This is a genomic window from Clostridium sp. ZBS2, assembly GCF_023845855.1.
GTDB lineage: Bacteria > Bacillota > Clostridia > Clostridiales > Clostridiaceae > Clostridium > Clostridium aquiflavi.
The window spans coordinates 24712-45747 of the sequence record NZ_JAMQIF010000019.1 but is presented as its reverse complement, the minus strand read 5'-3'; the positions used below and the strand labels follow the sequence as shown (position 1 = coordinate 45747).

At 27.2% G+C, this 21036-nt stretch carries 24 protein-coding genes; 3 read left to right on the top strand and 21 right to left on the bottom strand.

Features of this window, described 5'->3' with window-relative positions:
- Positions 1 to 106 precede the first annotated feature (106 nt).
- Entirely contained in the window at positions 107 to 475 is a 369-nt protein-coding gene (locus NG918_RS11540; protein WP_252212870.1) for a YraN family protein, read from the top strand.
- Positions 476 to 520: 45 nt separating this feature from the next.
- Here NG918_RS11540 and rnhB read toward each other — a convergent pair whose 3' ends face one another.
- The 20 genes from rnhB to pta form a co-directional block, all read right to left on the bottom strand.
- Complete coding sequence (gene rnhB / locus NG918_RS11535; protein WP_252226273.1) at positions 521 to 1336, bottom strand: ribonuclease HII; 816 nt, start codon at positions 1334 to 1336, stop codon at positions 521 to 523.
- Entirely contained in the window at positions 1329 to 2186 is an 858-nt protein-coding gene (ylqF, locus tag NG918_RS11530) for a ribosome biogenesis GTPase YlqF (protein ID WP_012424674.1), read from the bottom strand. The genes rnhB and ylqF overlap by 8 nt, the downstream gene beginning before the upstream one ends.
- Positions 2187 to 2299: 113 nt before the next feature.
- A complete protein-coding gene (rplS, locus tag NG918_RS11525) occupies positions 2300 to 2650 on the bottom strand; it encodes a 50S ribosomal protein L19 (protein WP_003371296.1) in 351 nt (116 codons plus the stop codon).
- A 121-nt stretch (positions 2651 to 2771) separates the two neighbouring features.
- Positions 2772 to 3488 carry a tRNA (guanosine(37)-N1)-methyltransferase TrmD gene (gene trmD, locus NG918_RS11520; RefSeq protein WP_252212872.1) on the bottom strand — a complete coding sequence of 239 codons (717 nt, stop codon included), beginning with the start codon at positions 3486 to 3488 and terminating at the stop codon, positions 2772 to 2774.
- Entirely contained in the window at positions 3478 to 3975 is a 498-nt protein-coding gene (gene rimM / locus NG918_RS11515; protein ID WP_252212873.1) for a ribosome maturation factor RimM, read from the bottom strand. Before rimM ends, trmD begins: the two co-directional genes overlap by 11 nt.
- 75 nt (positions 3976 to 4050) lie before the next feature.
- Positions 4051 to 4278 carry a KH domain-containing protein gene (locus NG918_RS11510; RefSeq protein WP_003371032.1) on the bottom strand — a complete coding sequence of 76 codons (228 nt, stop codon included), beginning with the start codon at positions 4276 to 4278 and terminating at the stop codon, positions 4051 to 4053.
- A gap of 49 nt (positions 4279 to 4327) precedes the next feature.
- Complete coding sequence (gene rpsP, locus NG918_RS11505; protein WP_252212874.1) at positions 4328 to 4573, bottom strand: 30S ribosomal protein S16; 246 nt, start codon at positions 4571 to 4573, stop codon at positions 4328 to 4330.
- A 34-nt stretch (positions 4574 to 4607) separates the two neighbouring features.
- On the bottom strand, positions 4608 to 5966 hold the full coding sequence (ffh, locus tag NG918_RS11500) for a signal recognition particle protein (RefSeq protein WP_252226269.1): 1359 nt from the start codon (positions 5964 to 5966) through the stop codon (positions 4608 to 4610).
- 14 nt (positions 5967 to 5980) lie between these two features.
- Positions 5981 to 6310 carry a putative DNA-binding protein gene (locus NG918_RS11495; protein WP_252226267.1) on the bottom strand — a complete coding sequence of 110 codons (330 nt, stop codon included), beginning with the start codon at positions 6308 to 6310 and terminating at the stop codon, positions 5981 to 5983.
- A gap of 92 nt (positions 6311 to 6402) precedes the next feature.
- Positions 6403 to 7311: a signal recognition particle-docking protein FtsY gene (ftsY, locus tag NG918_RS11490; RefSeq protein ID WP_252226265.1), complete on the bottom strand. Its 909-nt coding sequence runs from the start codon at positions 7309 to 7311 to the stop codon at positions 6403 to 6405.
- A gap of 193 nt (positions 7312 to 7504) precedes the next feature.
- Entirely contained in the window at positions 7505 to 11062 is a 3558-nt protein-coding gene (smc, locus tag NG918_RS11485) for a chromosome segregation protein SMC (RefSeq protein WP_252226263.1), read from the bottom strand.
- Between the two features lie 12 nt (positions 11063 to 11074).
- On the bottom strand, positions 11075 to 11170 hold the full coding sequence (locus NG918_RS11480) for a hypothetical protein (protein ID WP_017826126.1): 96 nt from the start codon (positions 11168 to 11170) through the stop codon (positions 11075 to 11077).
- A 185-nt stretch (positions 11171 to 11355) separates the two neighbouring features.
- Positions 11356 to 12378: an elongator complex protein 3 gene (locus NG918_RS11475; RefSeq protein ID WP_252212879.1), complete on the bottom strand. Its 1023-nt coding sequence runs from the start codon at positions 12376 to 12378 to the stop codon at positions 11356 to 11358.
- Positions 12371 to 13069: a ribonuclease III gene (rnc, locus tag NG918_RS11470; protein WP_252212880.1), complete on the bottom strand. Its 699-nt coding sequence runs from the start codon at positions 13067 to 13069 to the stop codon at positions 12371 to 12373. Before rnc ends, NG918_RS11475 begins: the two co-directional genes overlap by 8 nt.
- Before the next feature lie 118 nt (positions 13070 to 13187).
- Positions 13188 to 13418, bottom strand: coding sequence for an acyl carrier protein (acpP, locus tag NG918_RS11465; protein WP_252212881.1), 231 nt, complete (start codon positions 13416 to 13418; stop codon positions 13188 to 13190).
- Positions 13419 to 13506: 88 nt separating this feature from the next.
- Positions 13507 to 14508 (bottom strand): phosphate acyltransferase PlsX, encoded by a 1002-nt coding sequence (gene plsX / locus NG918_RS11460; RefSeq protein WP_252212882.1) that lies wholly within the window; start codon positions 14506 to 14508, stop codon positions 13507 to 13509.
- A 174-nt stretch (positions 14509 to 14682) separates the two neighbouring features.
- A complete protein-coding gene (rpmF, locus tag NG918_RS11455; RefSeq protein ID WP_003372794.1) occupies positions 14683 to 14865 on the bottom strand; it encodes a 50S ribosomal protein L32 in 183 nt (60 codons plus the stop codon).
- A 2-nt stretch (positions 14866 to 14867) separates the two neighbouring features.
- Entirely contained in the window at positions 14868 to 15374 is a 507-nt protein-coding gene (locus NG918_RS11450) for a YceD family protein (RefSeq protein ID WP_252212883.1), read from the bottom strand.
- Between the two features lie 130 nt (positions 15375 to 15504).
- On the bottom strand, positions 15505 to 16701 hold the full coding sequence (locus tag NG918_RS11445) for an acetate kinase (protein WP_252212884.1): 1197 nt from the start codon (positions 16699 to 16701) through the stop codon (positions 15505 to 15507).
- Between the two features lie 25 nt (positions 16702 to 16726).
- A complete protein-coding gene (gene pta / locus NG918_RS11440; RefSeq protein WP_252212885.1) occupies positions 16727 to 17725 on the bottom strand; it encodes a phosphate acetyltransferase in 999 nt (332 codons plus the stop codon).
- Between the two features lie 290 nt (positions 17726 to 18015).
- Here pta and NG918_RS11435 point away from each other — a divergent pair, with 290 nt between their 5' ends.
- Positions 18016 to 19212, top strand: a complete 1197-nt coding sequence (locus tag NG918_RS11435) for a nucleotidyltransferase (RefSeq protein WP_252226259.1) — start codon at positions 18016 to 18018, stop codon at positions 19210 to 19212.
- Between the two features lie 120 nt (positions 19213 to 19332).
- Positions 19333 to 20508 (top strand): dipicolinic acid transporter SpoVV, encoded by a 1176-nt coding sequence (gene spoVV / locus NG918_RS11430; protein WP_252212887.1) that lies wholly within the window; start codon positions 19333 to 19335, stop codon positions 20506 to 20508.
- Here the strand turns inward: spoVV and NG918_RS11425 are convergent.
- Complete coding sequence (locus tag NG918_RS11425; RefSeq protein ID WP_252212888.1) at positions 20488 to 21030, bottom strand: ATPase; 543 nt, start codon at positions 21028 to 21030, stop codon at positions 20488 to 20490. The genes spoVV and NG918_RS11425 overlap by 21 nt on opposite strands.
- Positions 21031 to 21036: the final 6 nt, after the last annotated feature.

Here is a 21036-nt window from a genome sequence, read left to right as displayed (position 1 = left end):
TTTAATTCATGTCAATAATCTTTACTATATTTTGTATATTATTATTCTTAACATAATTTTTATATTACATTTAATAAAAATTTATATATTTAAGGAGCTTATATTAATGAAAAAATTTAATAAAGACATAGGAACTTATTGCGAAAAATTATCATGTAACTACCTAATAAAGAATAATTTTAAAATACTTGAATGTAACTTTAAAAATTTTCTAGGAGAAATAGATATTATATGTATAAAAAATTCTATATTAATAATAATAGAAGTTAAAGGTAGATATAATTATGAATTTGGAGTTCCAAGAGAATCCGTATCTATAAACAAACAAAAAAACATTATAAAAGTTACAAAATCCTATATAAATTATAAAAAACTTTACAATTTTAATGTACGTTTTGATGTTATAGAAGTATATCTTAATAAACTTGATTCATCTTATAAGATTAATCATATAAAAGATGCTTTTAGAACTTAAAAATACCTTGTAAAATAATTGCCCCATTATTTTACAAGGTATTTGTCATAATATATTATTTAAAAAACTATTTCTATGTATTTCACATTTTCCATATTTTTTTAATCCATTTATATGTTTTTGAGTTCCATAACCCATATTATTTTCAAAATCATAATGTGGGTATTTAATTGAATATTCCTTCATCATATTATCTCTGTATACTTTTGCCAATATAGATGCAGCTGCAATACTTGCACTTTTAGTATCGCCCTTTATTACAAATTTATTATCTATATCTATATTCTTTACTAAGTATCCATCTGATAATACTAATTCTGGTCTTACGCTTAAATTATTGCACGAATCTAAAAAAACATTATTATTAGCAAATGCTATTCCTCTTTCATCTATTTCTTTGTTTGATGAAAGAGATATCTGATATGCCAATGCTTTTTCTTTAATTATCTCTGATAATTCTTCTCTTTTTGTATAATTTAATTTTTTAGAATCATTTAAATATAATATTAAATCTTCATCAATAACATTTAGATCTAAAATCACTGCACATGCTACAATAGGTCCTGCTAATGGTCCTCTTCCAACTTCATCAACACCTGCTATATATTTGAACTTTCCAAAAGATTTATCAAAGTCATACATAGATTTTACTCTATACATTTCTTTTATATATGAATCCAAGTGTTTTTGCATGCTCTTTCCTAAAGATGATACATTTTTTCTTTTATCATCTAATAATTTATTAATTATCATCTTTAATTCTTCAGACTTATAGCTATCTGAAATTGATATTTCTGAAGTTTTTTCTTTTATAATTTTATATGATAATTTATCTATATCTAAATCAAGTAAACTATTCATTTATTTTACCTGGACGTTCTAATGAAATTTTTCCTATTCTTCCAGCTCTAAATTCATCTAATAGTATAACAGCTATTCTATTGTAATTAATTTCTCCGCCTGAAACTAATGTACCTCTTTTTTTAGCTATTGCATTTAAAGTTTCTAATGGATCTTCAGAAACTTCATCTATTTTATATCTTTCCTTTAAATTATCTTTATAAAAGCTTTGTAATCTTTCAACAAGCTTATATGAAAGTTCTTCTATATCCATTATTTCATCTTTTATAGCACCTGTAAAAGCTAAATTTAATGCTGTTTCTTCATCTTCAAATCTAGGCCATAATACACCTGGTGTATCTAAAAGTTCTATGCCTATTGATGTTTTTATCCATTGCTTGCTTTTAGTAACTCCTGGTTTATCTCCTGTTTTAGCAATACTATTTCTAGCCATTTTATTTATAAATGTAGACTTACCAACATTAGGAATTCCAACAACCATAACTCTAGTTGTTATATTTACCATGCCCTTTGCTCTTAATCTATCATGTTTTTCTTTAAGTAAAGATAATAGCATTGGTTTTATTGCTTTTAATCCGTCTCCTTTTAAACAATTCACCTCTAATACTTTAACATCATCTTTAGTTAAATGTTTAATCCATTCTTTTGTTACTTTGCCTTCTGTTAAATCACTTTTATTTAAAAGTATTATTCTTGGCTTACCTTGTAATAAACTATCTATATCCGGATTAGCAGAACTTCTTGGTATTCTAGCATCTCTTATTTCAATAACCGCATCTACTAATTTTAAATTTTCTTTTATTTCTCTTTGAGTTTTTTTCATATGTCCTGGAAACCAGTTAATTGCCATTTCATTTCCTCCTTATGCTTATTTTTTTCTATATTAAAAGAAAAGAAGCTTAAGCTTCTAATTAATTTATTATAGAAAAAAAGAGGACTGAATCAGTCCACCTTTTAATCTAATTATCTAGTTAATAATTCTTTAACCTTTGCAGCCTTACCAACTCTATCTCTTAAGTAGTAAAGTTTAGCTCTTCTTACTTTACCTCTTCTTGAGATTTCAATCTTTTCGATTATTGGTGCATGCATTGGGAATGTTCTTTCAACACCGCATCCATAAGCAACTCTTCTTACAGTGAAAGTTTCTCTTAATCCACCGTTTTGTTTCTTAATTACAGTACCTTCAAACATTTGTACTCTTTCTCTTGTACCTTCTGTAACCTTAACATAAACTTTTACATTGTCACCAATTTTAAAGTTTGGTAGGTCAGTTCTTAATTGTTCAGCTTCAATAGCTCTTATTATTTCGTTCATTGTGCATTCCCTCCTTAAAGATAATTTGACGTTCTTAACAAAATATATATGCATGACAGAGGAACGCCCGTACTAGCACGTTTTTAATCATAACATATTTTTTTATTTGTTTCAATAAATTTTATTTGTTTTTTCTTCCCAAAAGTTTTTTATCTTCTTTTGTTAAAATAACATTTTTATATAAATCAGGTCTTCTCTTTTTAGTTAGGTCCAAAGATTGTAGTCTTCTCCATTTTCTTATGTTCTCATGATGGCCTGATAAAAGTATTTCTGGAACATGCTCCCCCTCAAACTCATATGGCCTAGTATATTGAGGATATTCTAATAAATCATCAGAAAAAGATTCATCCATAAAACTTTCTTCTTTTCCCAGTACCCCTGGTATCAATCGTAAAATAGCATCTATCACTGGAATTGCCGCCATTTCTCCTCCTGTAAGAATAAAATCACCTAATGATACTTCCATATCAATATGCTTATATACACGTTCATCTATTCCTTCATAATGCCCGCATAAAAATATCAAATTTTCTTCTTTTGAAAGATTCATTGCCATTTTTTGATTAAATGTTTTCCCTCTAGGTCCTAAGAAAACTACTTTACCATTATTACTTTCCTTAGCTTTTCTTATAGTATCTATAATTGGTTGAGGTGCCATGACCATTCCAGCGCCTCCACCATAAGGATAATCATCTACCTTTTTATGTTTATCTAACGTATAATCACGTATATTAAATAATTCTAATTCTACTATATTATTTTCCTGAGCTCTACCAATTATACTATGATTAAAAATTGAAAACATTTCCGGAAAAAGAGTAAGTATACTAATCTTCATCTTGCCACTGCCTAACTGGTTTTATTACTATTTTTTTATTATCTATATCAATATTTAAAACAATATCTTTTAAAACAGGAATTAATAATTCTTTAGGTTCCTTTATCCAATATACATCATTGCTTGGCGTACTAATAACATCAAATATTTTTCCAAGTTCCATATTATCAGTGTCATATACCATACAACCTACTAAATCAACAACATAATGAGTGTCTGCCTCTAATGCAGGAGCACTGCTTCTAAATATCTCAATATATTTTTGTTTATAAGTTTCAGCATCATTCATAGTGTCTATTCCTTCTATTTTTAAAATAACTCTATCTTTTTGGAATTTAACACTTTGTATATTTCTTTCTTTTCCATCAATTAAAACGTTTTTTAATTTTTTAAACTTATTAACATCCTCAGTTAATGGATATACTTTTACTTCACCTTTAATTCCATGAGTATTTATGATCTGCCCTACTTTAAATATCTCTTCCAAAAAATTCACATCCTTTACATAATATTTTATTTTAAATATTTAAAAAGAGTTAGGTGTAACCCTAACTCTTTTTTTTTAAATGATTTCTACTATAACTCGTTTATTTTGTTTAATGGCTACGGCTTTTACAACAGTTCTAATTGCTTTGGCTATTCTCCCTTGTTTGCCGATAACTCTACCCATATCTTCAGGAGCTACTTTTAGCTCTAAGATTATTGATTGTTCCCCAATTATCTCATTGATACTAACGGCTTCTGGATTATCAACTAGAGATTTAGCTATAAACTCAACTAATTCTTTCATAAACCTCTATAATTAATATGTACTAATTATAGAACTCACCTCCACAAAATTACTTGCTAAGACCTGCTTGAGTGAAAAGCTTCTTAACTACATCTGTTGGTTGTGCACCATCTTGTAACCATTTATTAGCTTTTTCTTCATTGATTTTAACTTCAGCTGGTTCAGTTATTGGATTGTAGTAACCAATTTCTTCGATGAATCTACCATCTCTTGGGCTTCTTGAATCAGCAACAACTATTCTATAGAAAGGTGCTTTTTTAGCTCCCATTCTTCTTAATCTAATTTTAACTGCCATTTTAATTTCACCTCCTTCAAAAGATATTATTTATTTAAAAAGGTAGTTTTCCAAACAAACCTTTTTTAGACTGCTTTTGAAGCGACTTCATTTGCTTCATATTTTTCTTCATCATATCATAACTTTTTACAAGTTTATTAACTTCTTGTATTGTTGTACCTGCTCCTCTTGCAATTCTTTTTTTTCTTGAGCTTGCAGTATTACCTGATGTAAGTAAATGAGGATTATTTCTTTCTTTTTCTGTCATAGAATGAATAACAGATTTTGTTTTGTTAATTGCATCTTCACCTTTAGATAAATCTACATTTTGAAATTCTTTAGAATTCATTCCTGGAATCATTTCTAAAATTTTATTTAGAGGTCCAAGTTTTTTCATTTGCTCTATAGCTGTTAAATAATCATTAAAATTAAATTCTTGATTTAACATTCTTTTACCTAAATCAGCTGCTTCTTTTTCATCAATAGCTGATTGAGCTTTTTCTATAAGAGACAATACATCTCCCATACCAAGAATTCTTGATGACATTCTATCAGGATGGAATACTTCAAAATCACTTAGTTTTTCGCCAGTACCTATATACTTTATTGGCTTTTCAGTGATGCTTCTTATTGAAAGAGCTGCTCCACCTCTTGTATCACCATCTAGTTTGGTAAGTATTACACCTGTTACATCTAAGTCCTTATTAAAACTTTCTGCAACATTTACTGCATCTTGACCTGTCATTGAGTCAACAACTAAAAGTATTTCAGATGGATTAACATTTTCTTTTATATCTTGAAGTTCTTGCATTAAAGCTTCATCAATATGAAGTCTTCCTGCTGTATCTATTATTATAATATTATTCCCATTATCTTTTCCATGAGCTATTCCAGCCTTTGCAATATCAACAGGATTAACTTTATCTCCCATTGAAAATACCGGAATTTCAATTTGCTTTCCAACAATCTCTAATTGTTTTATAGCTGCTGGTCTGTAAATATCACATGCAACTAATAATGGTTTCTTATTGTTTTTCCTAAGTTCAAGTGCAAGTTTACCACACATTGTAGTTTTACCGGCTCCTTGCAGACCTACTAACATAATTACTGTTGTTCCTGAGCTAGAGTAATTTATTTTACTCTCACTTCCACCCATAAGATTAGTAAGTTCTTCGTTAACTATTTTTATAACTTGTTGTCCTGGCGTTAAGCTTTCAAGAACTTCATTCCCAACACATTTTGAACTAACAGTTGAGATAAATCCTTTAACAACTTTATAGTTAACATCTGCTTCTAATAAGGCAAGCTTTACTTCTCTCATGGCTTCCTTTATATCTTTTTCAGTTAACTTTCCTTTACCTTTTAACTTTCTGAAAGTCTCCTGTAATTTTTCGCCTAAACCTTCAAAAGCCATGTTTAATTACCTCCCTATAAATTTTCTAGTTTTTCTTTAAACATTAAGTAATCTTTATCACTAACAGAATACTTCTCTTTTAGTTCTTCTAAAAAATTCATAATATATTTTTCTCTTCTCATACTCTTTTGAAGTAAGTTAAGCTTACTTTCATATGATAGAAGCTGTTTATCGCATCTTTTTATTAAATCATGAATTGCTTGACGACTTGTTTTGTTTAATTCTGCTATTTCAGCTAATGACAAATCATCATCATAATATAATGCCATAACGCTACGTTGTTTCTCTGTTAATAATGAACTGTATAAATCCATTAACATTGAAATTTCAACTCGGTCTTCCATAAGATCACCTTACCCACAAAAGAGATTTTAACAGGATTTTATATAGCTGTCAAGTATTTTTACTTAACAGTCATATTTTTTTTATTTTATTATTAAATTATTGCCTCTGCAAAACTTTCAGCATCAAATTTTTGAAGATCATCAATACCTTCTCCAACACCTATATATCTAACAGGTATATTTAAACTTTGTTTTATTGAAATTACAACTCCCCCCTTTGCAGTACCATCTAATTTAGTTAGGATTATTCCATCAATAGGACATACCTCCATAAATTGCTTTGCTTGTATTACTGCATTTTGACCTGTTGTAGCATCTAATACTAATAAAGTTTCTTTTTTAACTCCATCTAACTCTCTGTCAATAATTCTATTAATTTTTTCTAATTCATTCATTAAATTTTTCTTATTATGAAGTCTTCCTGCTGTGTCGCATATCAATAAATCTGTATTTCTTGCTTTCGATGCTTCTATAGCATCAAATACAACCGCTGCGGGATCTGATCCTTCTTGATGTTTTATCAAATCAACCTCTGCTCTTCTACTCCACACTTCTAATTGATCTATTGCTGCTGCTCTAAATGTATCTGCAGCAATAAGTAATACTTTTTTGCCATCTCTCTTATTTTTTGCTGCAAGTTTACCAATAGATGTAGTTTTTCCAACTCCATTAACTCCTATTACAAGCATTACTTTCTTTTCATCATCATTATCTTCATAATTGCCTTCTAATAATATTTCCTTTATGACTTCTTTTAATGCAGGTTTCACTTCTTGAGGATCATTAATCTTTTCTTTACGAATTTTTTTTCTTAATCTCTCAATAATATCCATTGTAGTGTCCATACCTATATCAGATGTTATTAATATTTCTTCTAATTCCTCATATAAATCTTCATCTATTGTTATAGCTATTTTTAAAGCTTCATTTATTTTATCAGTTAGTCCATCTCTTGTCTTAGTTAATCCATCTTTTAGTTTATTAAATAAATTTCCAAACAAATTTAATTCCTCCTAAAATTTTAAGTTTATATATTTCTATTATCTAATAACATCTGTAATATTTCCACCCTTATAATTATAAATTAATCACTTCTTAAGTATATAATAATGATTTAAATTTATAAATAATAAGTTTAAAGTTTTATATAAAAACATTCTTTTAAGCAAAAACACTATCTTTTATTAAGCAACCTTAGCTGGCAGTTAAATCTACTGATACAACTTTAGATACACCTTTTTCCTCCATAGTAACACCATAAATTACATCACTTACTTCCATGGTACCCTTTCTATGAGTTATAACTATGAATTGAGTGTTTTTAGAAAATTTAGTTAAGAATTCTGCATATCTATATACATTTGCATCATCTAATGCAGCTTCTATTTCATCTAATATACAAAATGGTGTTGGCTTCATCTTTAGTATTGAGAATAGTAATGCTATAGCAGATAAAACTTTTTCTCCTCCTGATAGCAAGTTTATGTTTTGAAGCTTTTTACCTGGTGGTTCAACATTTATATCAATATTAGCAGTTAACTCATCACCATCACACAAAATCAATTCAGCACTACCACCCTTAAATAACTCTCTAAAAGTTTCATTAAAAGTTACATTTAACATTTTAAAATTTTCTTTAAATAGATCTTTTATTTTAATAGTCATTTCGTAAATTACAGAATTTAATTCTTCTTTAGCACATTCTAAATCTTTTTCTTGAGAAGACATAAAATCAAATTTTTCTTTAACTTCTTCATATTCTTGAATAGATGCTAAATTTACTGTCCCAAGTGCTGTTATTTGCATCTTTAATTTCTTAGTTAATTCTTTAATTTCTTCTTCATTTTCAATTTCTTCTGCTATATCTAAAGCTTCTACATATGTCAATTCTAATTCTTCATTTAATTTTTTATAATAATTATCTTTTTCAATCTCTTTTTTAGCTTTAATAACTTCTTGTTTATTTATATCTCGTTCCTTTAAATTTATCATCTCAAACATATTAGTTATTAAGTTATCTTGTTTTAAAGAACTTTCTTTTAATTTTTCTTTTTCTAATTCCTTATATTTTAACTGTTTTTCTAGCGCCTCTATTTTAACATTATTTTCATTAGTAGCAGTCAATTTACTTTTTATATCATTTTCTAAATTTATAAGATTTTCATTACTATTATTATTTTCAATTAAAAGCGCTTTTTCTTTCACTCTTAATTCATTTAATTCTTTTTCTAATCTAATAAATTGATTTTTTTCATTTTGAATAGTTTCATCTAATGTTGCCTTATTAATTTTTATTTCCGTAATCTTATTTGTATTCTCATCTATCTCGTTATTCTTTTCTTTAATAGATTTTTCTAATTTTAAATATCTATCTTTATTGAATGTATTTTTATCTTCGATAACTTTAATTTCAGACTTTTTGTTTTCAAGATCAGAATTTAATTTATCTATATCTTTTTCAACTCTTTGGAATTCGTTTTTAGTTATCTCTAGATTATCTTTAAATTTATTAGTATCATTTTTTAATCTCTCAGCTTCACCTTGTTTTTTAGTTATTTCAATATTTTTATAGTGAACCTCATCTCTTTTATTTAATATTTCCTCATCTAATTTTTTTACGTCTTCTCTTACTTTTAAAATTTCTTTTTCTACAATAACACAACTTTTTTTAGTTGTATCAATTTTTAATAATATCTCTTCAATTTCCCTTTTTCTTCCTAATACATTACTGTGTTTAGTATATATACTTCCTCCAGTAAGTGCACCTCCAGGGCTTATAACTTCTCCCTCTAATGTAACTATTTTATACCTGTAATTCCCATTTTTAGCTATCTGCAATGCTGAATTCATATCTTTTGCTATTATTGTTCTACCTAGTACATGATCCAATATATTTGTATATGTTGATTCATAAGAAACAATTTCACTAGCAATACCAAGATATCCTTCAATTTTAGTAATACTATTATCTAAAATCAGCTTTTTACCTTTTATTATATTTAAAGGTAAAAATGTTGCTCTACCTAAATGATGTTCTTTTAAATATTTTATTAATTTTTTAGCATTTTCTTCATTTTCAGTAATAATATTAGAAATTATTGAACCTAACGATATCTCTATTGCTATCTCGTATTTCTTATCAACTTTAAAAACTTCACCAAGAATTTTAGTATTTTTAACACTATTAATTAATCCTTTATTAATAGCTTCCATTAAATACTTAACAGATTTATTATAACCCTCATATTGTTTTTCTAAATTTTCTAATATGTTTTTATTAGCCTCTAACTTAGTTACCAAATTATTCAAATTAGTTAATTCTTTTTGCTTATTAGTTAATTTAGTCATCAATGAAGTCATAGAACTTTTATCTTTACTTATTTCTTCTTCTAATAAACCTATCTCTTTTTTATCATTAATTATCTTATTTAATAAGTTTTGATAAGTAACTCCATTTATAGCTACGTTATGCTTTATAAATTCATATGATTTTTCTAATTCAGATTTTTTCTCTTCTTTTAATAAAATTTCTTTATTTATTAAAGTTATAGAGTTCTTTGTTTCAGAATTACTTCTTAATAATTCAAATTCATCTTCTTTAAGTTTAGAAAGCTCTTTTTCCATATCATCTTGTTTTTTTGAAAGAGTTAATTTTATTTTTTCTAGACTAATAATAGCTTCATTTTTTTCCTTTTGATCTTTTAAATAATTTTCCAAATAACTATTTAAATTAGTTTTAGCTTCTTCTAATTCTTTAATCTTTAATATTACAATTTCTATTTCTTCATCGTTCTTTGAAATTTTTTCTTTCAAATTTTTAATTCTTTCCTTATTTAATTCTATATCCTTAGAATTTTCACTAATTAATTCTTTTAATTTATAATAAGCAGTTTTATCTTGTTCTGTTTCTTTTTCTAATAAATTAATGTTCTCTTCTAAAAATTTCAATTCTTCCTTAAGTAAATTTAATTCTCTTTTTTTTTCATTAATAAACGTAGTCTTATTTTCTAATTCATTATCAAATTCTTTTAACTCTTCTTCTTTTATTTTTATATACTTAACTAATAATGAAACTTCGTTCTTCCTTAAATCTTCAGAAATTAAATTAAATTTCAAAGCCTTTTCTCTATCTATTCTCAATGGTTCTATACGATCACTATATGTAGATATTATGTCTCGTATTCTAACCAAATTACTATCTGTATTAGCTAACTTTTTTTCTGCCTCTTCTTTTCTACTTTTAAATTTAACTATACCTGCTGCTTCTTCTAAGAGTGCTCTTCTCTCTTCTGGTCTTCCACTTAATATAGATTCTATCTTTCCTTGTCCTATTAATGAGTATCCTTCTTTACCTATGCCTGTATCCATGAAAAGATTTATCACATCTTTAAGCCTACATTTTTTGTTATTTATTAAATACTCAGATTCCCCAGATCTAAATATTCTCCTTGACACAGTGACCTCATTATACTCTGTTGACAATTTTTCATCACTATTATCTAAAGTTAAAGACACTTGAGCTAATCCTACAGGCTTTCTATATTGAGTTCCTGCAAAGATTACATCCTCCATTTTTCCGCCCCTAAGAGTTTTAACGCTTTGTTCGCCTAAAACCCATCTAACAGCATCAGAAATGTTACTTTTCCCACTACCATTTGGGCCTACTACTGCAGTTACTCCATCGTTGAATTTTAATTCTGTCTTATCTGCAAAGGACTTAAATCCTCTTATATCTAGGGATTTTAAAAACAAGTACACCACTCCTTATAAAAATACTGCTGGTAATAATCCTATAATAAAAATTAAAATAATAAAAATAGCCATAAAAATTTTTAGCTTTTCTCTAGTTTTCTTCTTCATAAACAACACTCCTTATTTGTAATAATTTTATCTTAAAGACACGTAAATATCAATGTAATAAAATTTTAAATAAATATCAATTAAAAGGCTTTTTTATTCTTATATATTATAAACTTTTTAAAATTAAGAAATTTCATCATTTCTCATAAAAGGCTCACAGAATAAAAAGCGAGAGTTTCCTCTCGCTAATATGCAATGTTAATATTTTCTTCTTTAGTTATTAATTTTAAATTTCCTCTTGAAACTTCAAAATCTTGCTTAACTATAATATTCTTGTTTTTTATGCTATTGAAATATTTTTTCTTATTAGCATATAGTTTACTTATATCTCTAGGATTTATTCTTAATTCAACTCTTTCTTTATCTTTCACATTAGAATTAATTAAGTTTGCTATTAAGCTGCTCTCAACTAGTTCTCTAAAAGCTGGATGGAACGGGCCACTTACTATATCTGCGCCTTCATTTATGCTTTCAGTTGGTTGTAGTCCTATTCTAATTACTTGAATATTATTTTTAGTATACAATTGATACATAGATTTACTTATATCAACTGCTTCGTCTAAAGTATATGGTATATATGAACCTAATTTATACATTTTTTCCATAGGTGTATCTTTTATTACTAATGCAGGATATATTCTACAAATATCTGGTTTCATTTTTATAGATAACTTTGTTGTTAAAATATCTTTTTCAAAAGTATCACCTGGTAACCCTGGCATTATTTGATGCCCTAAAACAAAACCATATTGTTTTATTAGAGATGATGCTTTTTCTACATCTGAAACATAATGACCTCTACCTGATTTTTTTAATATTTCATCATCTAAAGATTGTACCCCAAGTTCTATTATATCAACTTTGTATTCCTTTAAATAAGTAAGTATATAGTCATCAATTGCATCAGGTCTTGTAGAAAGTCTTATTTTATCAATTAAGCCTTTATCTTTATAACCTTTGGCTATTTCTAAAAAAGCTCTTTGCTTTTCTTCTTTTACTGCTGTAAAGGTGCCACCAAAGAATGAAACTTCTATAATAGCATCTTTATTTGTTATTGTTTCTAAATAGTCATCTATTGTTTTTATTACTATATCAGTAGTTACTATATCTTTAAGTCCTGTTATTCTGTCTTGATTACAAAATACACATTTATGTGGACATCCTTCCTGCGGTACAAATATAGGGATAATATAATAATTTTTACTCATACTTTTTTTCTAACCTCTTTAAAGCTTCTCTTGCTGCATTTTGTTCAGCTTCTTTTTTGCTATATCCTTCTCCTATCCCCATAACCTTTTCATTTATAATTACATTAGTGAAAAATTTTCTTCTATGAGGCGGACCTTCATACTTTACTAAATCATATTGAATTAAAATTTCTCCATCCTTTTGTAACAACTCTTGTAATTTAGTTTTAAAATCTAATACTATTTCATTATTTATTGCTTTATTTATTATTTCTTCAAAATGAAGTAATATAAAGTCATTTACAAAACCTATTCCCTTGTCTAAATATACTGCTGCAATTACTGCTTCAACAGCATCTGCTTGTATAGACATTCTTTCTCTTCCACCAGTAAGTTCTTCACCCTTACTCATTCTTATATATTCTCCAAGACTTAACTTCTTTGCTATTTCGTAAAGTGAATTTTCGCAAACTATTAAACTTCTAATTTTAGTTAATTCACCTTCTGATTTATCTTTAAATTTATTAAAAAGATACTCTGTAATACAAAGCTGTAATACAGAATCTCCTAAAAATTCTAATCTCTCATTATATTTAGCATCTTTGAATTGATTACCAAATGAACTATGTGTTAATGCAGTCTTAATTAATGAAGGATTATTAAAATAAACTCCTAAGCGGTTTTCTATATCATTAAATTTATATCTATTCATTTATATCCACTCCTTGAAGTTTATTCTTCAACTTGCTAAAAATAAAATTTAATAAAAACATAACAAATTCAAGAATAAACTAGTTATAAAGAAAATCCCGCTAACTTGCGGGATTATGTTATTCATCGTAATGAGCTTTTACGTAATTAACAACGTCGCCAACTGTCTTAAAGTTTTCAACATCTTCATCTGGTATTTCCATATCTAATTCATCTTCTAAGGCCATTATAAGTTCCACTATATCTAATGAATCCGCATTTAAATCTTCAATAAATGATGATTCCATAGTAATACTTCCTAAATCAATACTTAATTTATCTGCTACAATATTTTGAATTTTTTCAAACATTTATTTCACCTCCCAAACTCTACAGTTAGATAATAGTATATATTTTTTCCATAGTCAATATTAATTTAAATAACTTTATAAATAAGATTTAATTTTTATTTTCAAACTCTTTTTTTATCTCATCTAAAACATTATTTTCATAAAAAATCTTTGTTTGTCTAATTGCATTTTTAAAAGCCTTCCCATCAGAGCTACCATGTGCTTTTATACAAATACCGTTTACTCCTAAAAAAGGTGCTCCACCGTATTCCTTGTAGTCAAATTTCTTCATAATTTTCTTTAAGAAAGGTTTTAGCAATACTACACCTATTTTACTTTTTAAATCAGCTTTTAATACTTCATCTTTTATCATACCTAAAATATTAGTAGCTGATCCTTCGTACATTTTTAAAGCTGTATTTCCTGCAAAACCATCACTTACTATAATATTAGTATCTCCAGTTGGAATATATCTTGGTTCTATATTGCCTACAAAATTTATAGAATTTTCTTCTTTTAATAACTTATAAGTTGCTTTTGTAAGATCATTTCCTTTTTCTTCTTCTGATCCAATATTTAATAATCCTACACTTGGATTATCAACATTAAATACATTTTTATAATATATACTTCCCATTTTACCAAATTGAACTAAGTATTCAGGTTTACTATCTACATTAGCACCTGCATCAACAATCATAAAGTTTCCTCTTCTGCCAGGCATTATAGGACCTAATGATGGACGTTCTACGCCTTTAATCCTTCCTACAATCAATGTACACCCAGCTAAAAAGGCCCCAGTACTTCCTGCTGAAATTATACCATCACAAGTTCCATCTTTAACTAAATTTAAAGCTTTAACAATACTAGAATCCTTTTTTCTTCTCAATGCCATAACGGGATGTTCATTTGTTGATATTACTTCTTTTGCGTCTATTATTATAATTTTTTCCTTTGGGTAGTCGTATTTTGAAAGTTCTAATGATATTTTATCTTCTGGTCCTGTAATATAAAAAGTTATTTCATTATATTCTTTTAATGCTGATACTATACCTTCTAAAACTGCGCTAGGTGCATTATCTCCACCCATTCCATCAATCGCTATTTTCATAAACATAACCCCTCTTTTTCTATAAATGATAAAAAAATAGATTAATTAAAAATATTAATCCTAATAAATTTAATTAATCTTAAAGTATTTTTAATTAAATTACATTCATATATCAAAATATTTTACTTAATAATATTCTAATATAAAAATAAAAGAAAGTCTAAAGACTTTCTTTTATTTTTCTGAAGATACAACTTCTCTATTCTTGTAGAATCCACAGTTTTTACATACTCTATGAGCAAGCTTCATTTCATGACATTGAGGACACTCAACTATGCCAGGTAAGCTAGCTTTAAATGTTTGAGCTCTTCTTGAATCTCTTCTTGCGCTACAACACTTTCTTGCAGGATTTCCCATAACTACACCTCCTTATTGTCAAAAAAACCTTTTAGAACATCAAATCTAATATCTACATCTTGTTTATTACAAGAGCATGGCTGCTTATTAAGGTTTGAACCACATTCTTGACAAAGTCCTTTGCAATCATTCTTGCAAAGTCTTTGAATTGGTAAACTTGATATTATATTGCATTCAGCTATTTGACTGATGTCTAAAATGTCATCAAGCACAATAACAACCTCTTCTTCTTGAAGATCATTATTATTGGCAAACCTCTCTTCTATATCAATATCTATTGGATAGATAAAGGTATCTAAACATCTTGCACAATTCATTTCTAAAGTAACTTTTACTTTAGCTTTCATTATTACAATATCTTTATCAGATGTTATTACTCCTGATACTTCGCACTTACTTACCGGAGTGATTACATCTCCTTCAAATTCAAATTTAGGTATTTCAAATTTGTAGTCAATTTTTTTACTTCTTTCTTTTCTTGAAATAAGATCTGAAACTCGTACTTTCATAATCAGTAGAACTCATTTATTTACAATAAGTCCTTTCTCACTCCTTAAACATATTATATTTGTTAAGCAAACACAATTTATTATATAAAGTGTGTCGATAAAAGTCAAGAAATTTATTATTAAATTGCTTTTACACTAATGCTAAAGTTTCTTTTGCTATCATCAATTCCTCATTAGTAGGAATAACATAAATTTTTACTTTAGAACTTTCCTTTGAAATTAAAATACCTTCACCTATATCATGGCTGTTATTCTTTTCTTCGTCAAGTTCTATTCCTATAAATTCAAGACCCTTTAACGCTCTTATTCTAACTTCTGGAGCATGTTCTCCTATCCCTGCTGTAAATACTATTGTATCAATTCCACCCATTATAGCTGCATATGCGCCTATTTGTTTCTTTATTTGATAGCCAAAAATATCTGTTGCAAGAATTGCTCTTTTGTTATTATCTCCTATAGCACTTCTTATATCTCTAAAATCAGTTCCTACTCCTGAAACTCCTAATATACCTGATTTTTTATTTAATATATCATTTACTTCATCAGCTGAGTAACCTTTTTCTTTAATTAAATACGTAACTATTGCTGGATCTATATCTCCACATCTTGAACCCATTATTGTACCTGCAAGTGGAGTAAATCCCATTGTAGTATCAATTGATTTTCCACCATCTACTGCTGTAATACTAACTCCATTTCCTAAATGACAAGTTACTGTTTTTAATTCACTTGAATCTTTTTTCATAAATTCTGCAACTTTATTAGCTACATACTTGTGAGATGTTCCATGGAAACCATATTTTCTTATATGATCTTCAGTATAATATTCATATGGTAATGGATACATATATGCTTTTTCTGGCATAGTTTGATGGAATGCAGTATCAAATACACATACCATAGGAGTATTTGGCATAAGTTCTTCACAAGCCTTTATTCCTATTATATTTGGTGGATTATGAAGTGGTGCTAATTTAATACATTCTTCAATGTTTTTCATAACTTCATCATTTACCAATACTGATTTTGAATACTTTTCTCCACCATGAACTACTCTATGCCCAACTGCACTTATTTCATCCATTGATTTTATAACACCATGATTTTCATCAATTAAACTCTTTAATACTAATTCAATTGCATCTTGGTGATCTTTTAAAGGTTGTTCTACTATATACTTTTCTCTACCTTTAACTTTTTGAGTTAATATTGACCCATTAATTCCAATTCTTTCTACAAGTCCTTCTGCTAAAGCGTCTTCTGTTGTCATATCAATTAGTTGATATTTTAAAGATGAACTTCCACAATTAATTACTAATACTTTCATTTTTTTCCTCTCCTCTTTCAGCTAATTAAACTTCTTGTGCTTGAACTGCTGTTAACGCTACAACATTAACTATATCATCAGCACTACACCCTCTTGATAAATCATTTATTGGTTTTGCAAATCCTTGACAAACAGGTCCAATTGCATCTGCATTGGCAAATCTTTGTACTAATTTATATCCTATGTTTCCTGCTTGTAAATCTGGGAAAACTAACACATTTGCTTTTCCTGCAACTTTGCTATTTGGAGCTTTTTGAGCAGCTACTTTTTCAATTATAGCAGCATCTAATTGTAATTCTCCATCTATCATTAGATCTGGTCTTAAGGCATTGGCTTTAGCAGTAGCATTTCTTACTTTATCTACAAGTTCATTATCAGCACTTCCCATTGTTGAAAATGATAGCATAGCTACTCTTGGTTCCATTTTACAAAGCTTCTTTGCTGTTTCTGCTGTTGCAATAGCTATAGCTGCTAATTCATCTTCATTTGGATTAGGATTAACTGCACAGTCTGCAAATATTAAAGTTCCATCAGTACCAAATTCTTTGCCTGGTACATTCATAATAAAGAAACTCGATACTATTGACACTCCTGGCATTGTCTTTATAATTTGTAATCCTGGTCTTAATAAATCTCCTGTAGTATGAATTGCTCCTGAAACCATTCCATCTGCATCATCTAATTTTACCATCATAGTTGCAAAATAAAGAGGGTCTCTTACTATCTTTTCTGCCTTGACCATAGTCATTCCTTTATTTTTTCTAAGTTCATAGAAATTTTTTGTATAATTTTCTAGTTTGTCCGAATCATTAGGATCTATTATTTCTACATTTTCTAGGTTTATATTTATTTCATCTGCTTTTTTTAACACTTCTTCTCTATTCCCAATTAAAATTGGATGTGCTAATCCATTATCTACTATTTTTCTGGCAGCAGTTATATTTCTTTCTTCATTTCCTTCTGGTAATACTATTTTCTTTTTATCAGATTTGGCTCTAAGCCACATTTTTTCCATAAGTTGCATAAGTGATTCTCCCTTCAATTGACTTCCTATATTTTATAATATACTCCTATACATATGATCTTTTCAACCAATTTTATCAATAAAATAGAAGTCTTTAGATTTGCAATAATCTGAATAATCTGATAACACTTTTTTATCTTTTACTCATATTTTTATATTAATATTATTAATTTGTATTTTTTAGTGTATTTTTTTTGCAATATTGATAATTGTTTAACAAACAATTCTTATGGATTCAATTGTGTTATAATAACATAACAAATTCATTTATAAGGAGTGTTTTTATTATTATGGTGACAGGAATAATTGCTGAATATAATCCATTTCACAAAGGACATCAATATCATTTAAGTCAAGCTAAAATAAATGCTAATGCCGATAGTATAGTTTGTGTTATGAGCGGAAATTTTATGCAACGTGGTATCCCAGCTATGGTAGACAAATGGACTCGTACTGAAATAGCTCTTAAAAATGGAGTTGATTTAGTAATAGAATTGCCTTTAGTATATTCTTTATCTTCTGCAGAACATTTTGCTTTTGGATCAGTTTCTTTGCTTAATTCTTTAAACATTGTAGATAATTTATATTTTGGAAGTGAAGAAGGTAGCACAAAAATTCTCGAAGATATAACAGATGTATTAGTAAAAGAGCCTGAAAATTACAAAATTGTGTTAAAAAATTATTTAAATTTAGGTCTTCCATTTCACCTAAGTAGAGCTAATGCATTAAGCGATTTTTTTAAATCAAATCATATTTTGGACTGTATTTCAAATTCAAATAATATTTTAGGTATAGAATATATTAAAGCTTTAAATTTACTAAATAGTAAAATAATACCTTTAACTTTAAAAAGAGAAGGTTCAAAATATAATGATGACTCCCTAAATACTACTTTTTCTTCAGCAACATCTATAAGAAATCATTTGAAAAATAAAAATTTAGAACATTTAAAAGACTTTTTACCCCAAGAAAGTTACAATATATTGAATAAATTATCCTTCGAAAATTATCCTTTTATATTCGAAGAAGATATATTTAAATATGTTAAATATAAACTTATAACTGACGGTAGTTTACTAAAAAATCTTCCTGATATATCAGAAGGATTAGATAATAAGATATTAAAAGAAGTGTTAAAATCAAATTCTTTAGATGAATTAATACTAAACTCTAAAAGTAAAAGATATACCTATACTAGATTAAATAGAATCTTAACTCAGTTTTTTATAGGTCTTGAAAAATATAATTTGTTAAAATTATCCAAAGAACCTTGTCCTTATTGTAGGATTCTAGGTTTCAATTTAAAAGGAAAGGAACTTTTAAAGAATATAAAAAAGAATAGTACTGTTAATTTAATAACTAAAATTCCAAAAAATAATATTAATGAATGTTTAGAAATAGATCTTCTTGGAACAAAAGCTTATTCTATTTTAAATCCTAAAATAAATCCTATGCAAGATTATTTAACTAGCCCAATCATATTATAAATACATTTAACATAATCATAAGAATATAAATAAATATAATATACAACTTTATTTCTATTCTAAGATTTACAAAGAGTATATTTTTACGCTCTTATAAATCTTTAAAATTGGAGTGATTTAATGAGTTATACTATTGTTTTCTTATGGTTATTAATAATATTACTAACTATCATTTTAATAAAATCATTAAATATAAAAAGTAATATTTTATTTTGTATAATATGTTCTATATTTATAGTATTATTTATATTAAATATAAAGCAGTGTACAATTGCAGCTATTGACGGATGTAAATTATGGTACAGCGCTGTTTTACCTGTAACATTTCCTTTTTTGGTTATTTGTAATTTATTAATATCTTATGATGGAATCTCACTGTATTCTAAGATATTAGGTCCATTAATTTGTAAGCCTCTAGGCTTATCTAAAAACTGCTCATTTCCTATAGTAGCTAGTTTTTTATGTGGATATCCTTTAGGAGCAAAATACTCCATTGATTTATGGTCTCTAGGAAGTATAGATGATAAAGAATGTCAAAGGCTTTTAAATATAGCTTCAAATGTAGGGCCTTTATTTTTAATTGGCTCTGTAGGAACAGCACTTTTAAATAATACTACATTAGGCTATATACTACTTATAGCTAATTATCTTTCTGTTATATTTATTGGTATAATTACAAAAAAAAATAGAACCTTAAGAAAACCGATTTCTAAAAGTTCTATAAATGAAAAAAAATTAAATTTTGGTCAAGCAATAAAAAATGCCGTTGGAAATGGTGTAAACACAATATTATCAATTTGTGGATTCATCGTTATATTTTCCGTAATAATATCTCTTATAAAAAATAGTGCTTATATAAATAATATATTTGATTTTTTAGAAAATTTATTTCATATACAAAGTGGTACCTTGTTCTCTATATTCTTAGGAAGTATAGAAATGACAAATGGTTGTAATTTAATTTCAAACTTAAATATTTCACTTTCATTAAAATTAGGAATTATAAGTTTTTTGTGTTCTTTTTCTGGATTATCCGTAATAGCACAAATAAGTTCATTTATGAATGACTTTAACATTTCCTATTTTAAATATATATCTTTAAAGTTAGTTCAAGGAATATTCAGTTTTGTAATAACATATTCATTAGTAAAAATTATACCTACAAGCATTGTTACATCTAATTTCCCAACAGCTTGTACTATAAATTCCTTTATGTATTTATTACCAATGTTTTTACTTTTAATTTTAACAATAATACTTAAAATAATATATAAATTATTTTTTCATTCCTCTTAACTCTTTTATATTTTCTCTTATGGTTAGGCAGGCAGTACTTAAATTATCATCTATATCTTTAGCTACTATTTCAAAACTATTTTGAAGACCCTTAATTAAAGCTTCTTTTTTAGCTTCTAGCTCTCTATCAAGTTGTGATAAAATTTCATCTGAATAATCCCTAGAACCTAATCTTATAGCTTTAGCATCTCTTTGTGCTGAAGCTATAATTTCTTGTGCTCTTAACTTAGCTTCTTTCACTATATCATGACTCTCAACATTTTGTCTCATAATCATCATAGTTTCTTTTTTCACTGTATCGTATTCTTTTTTAGCTTCTCCAAGTATTCTTTCTCTTTCATTCATAACCCATTGAGCTTTTTTAAATTGATCGGGTAAATAATTTATAATTTGATCTACCACTTCAAGAACTTCTTTTTTATCAACTACAACCTTACCACTTATAGGAACTTTAGGTGAATTATCTACCAAATCTTGCAGATACTCTAACAATTCCATTATATTCACATCCATCTTTTCCATAATACC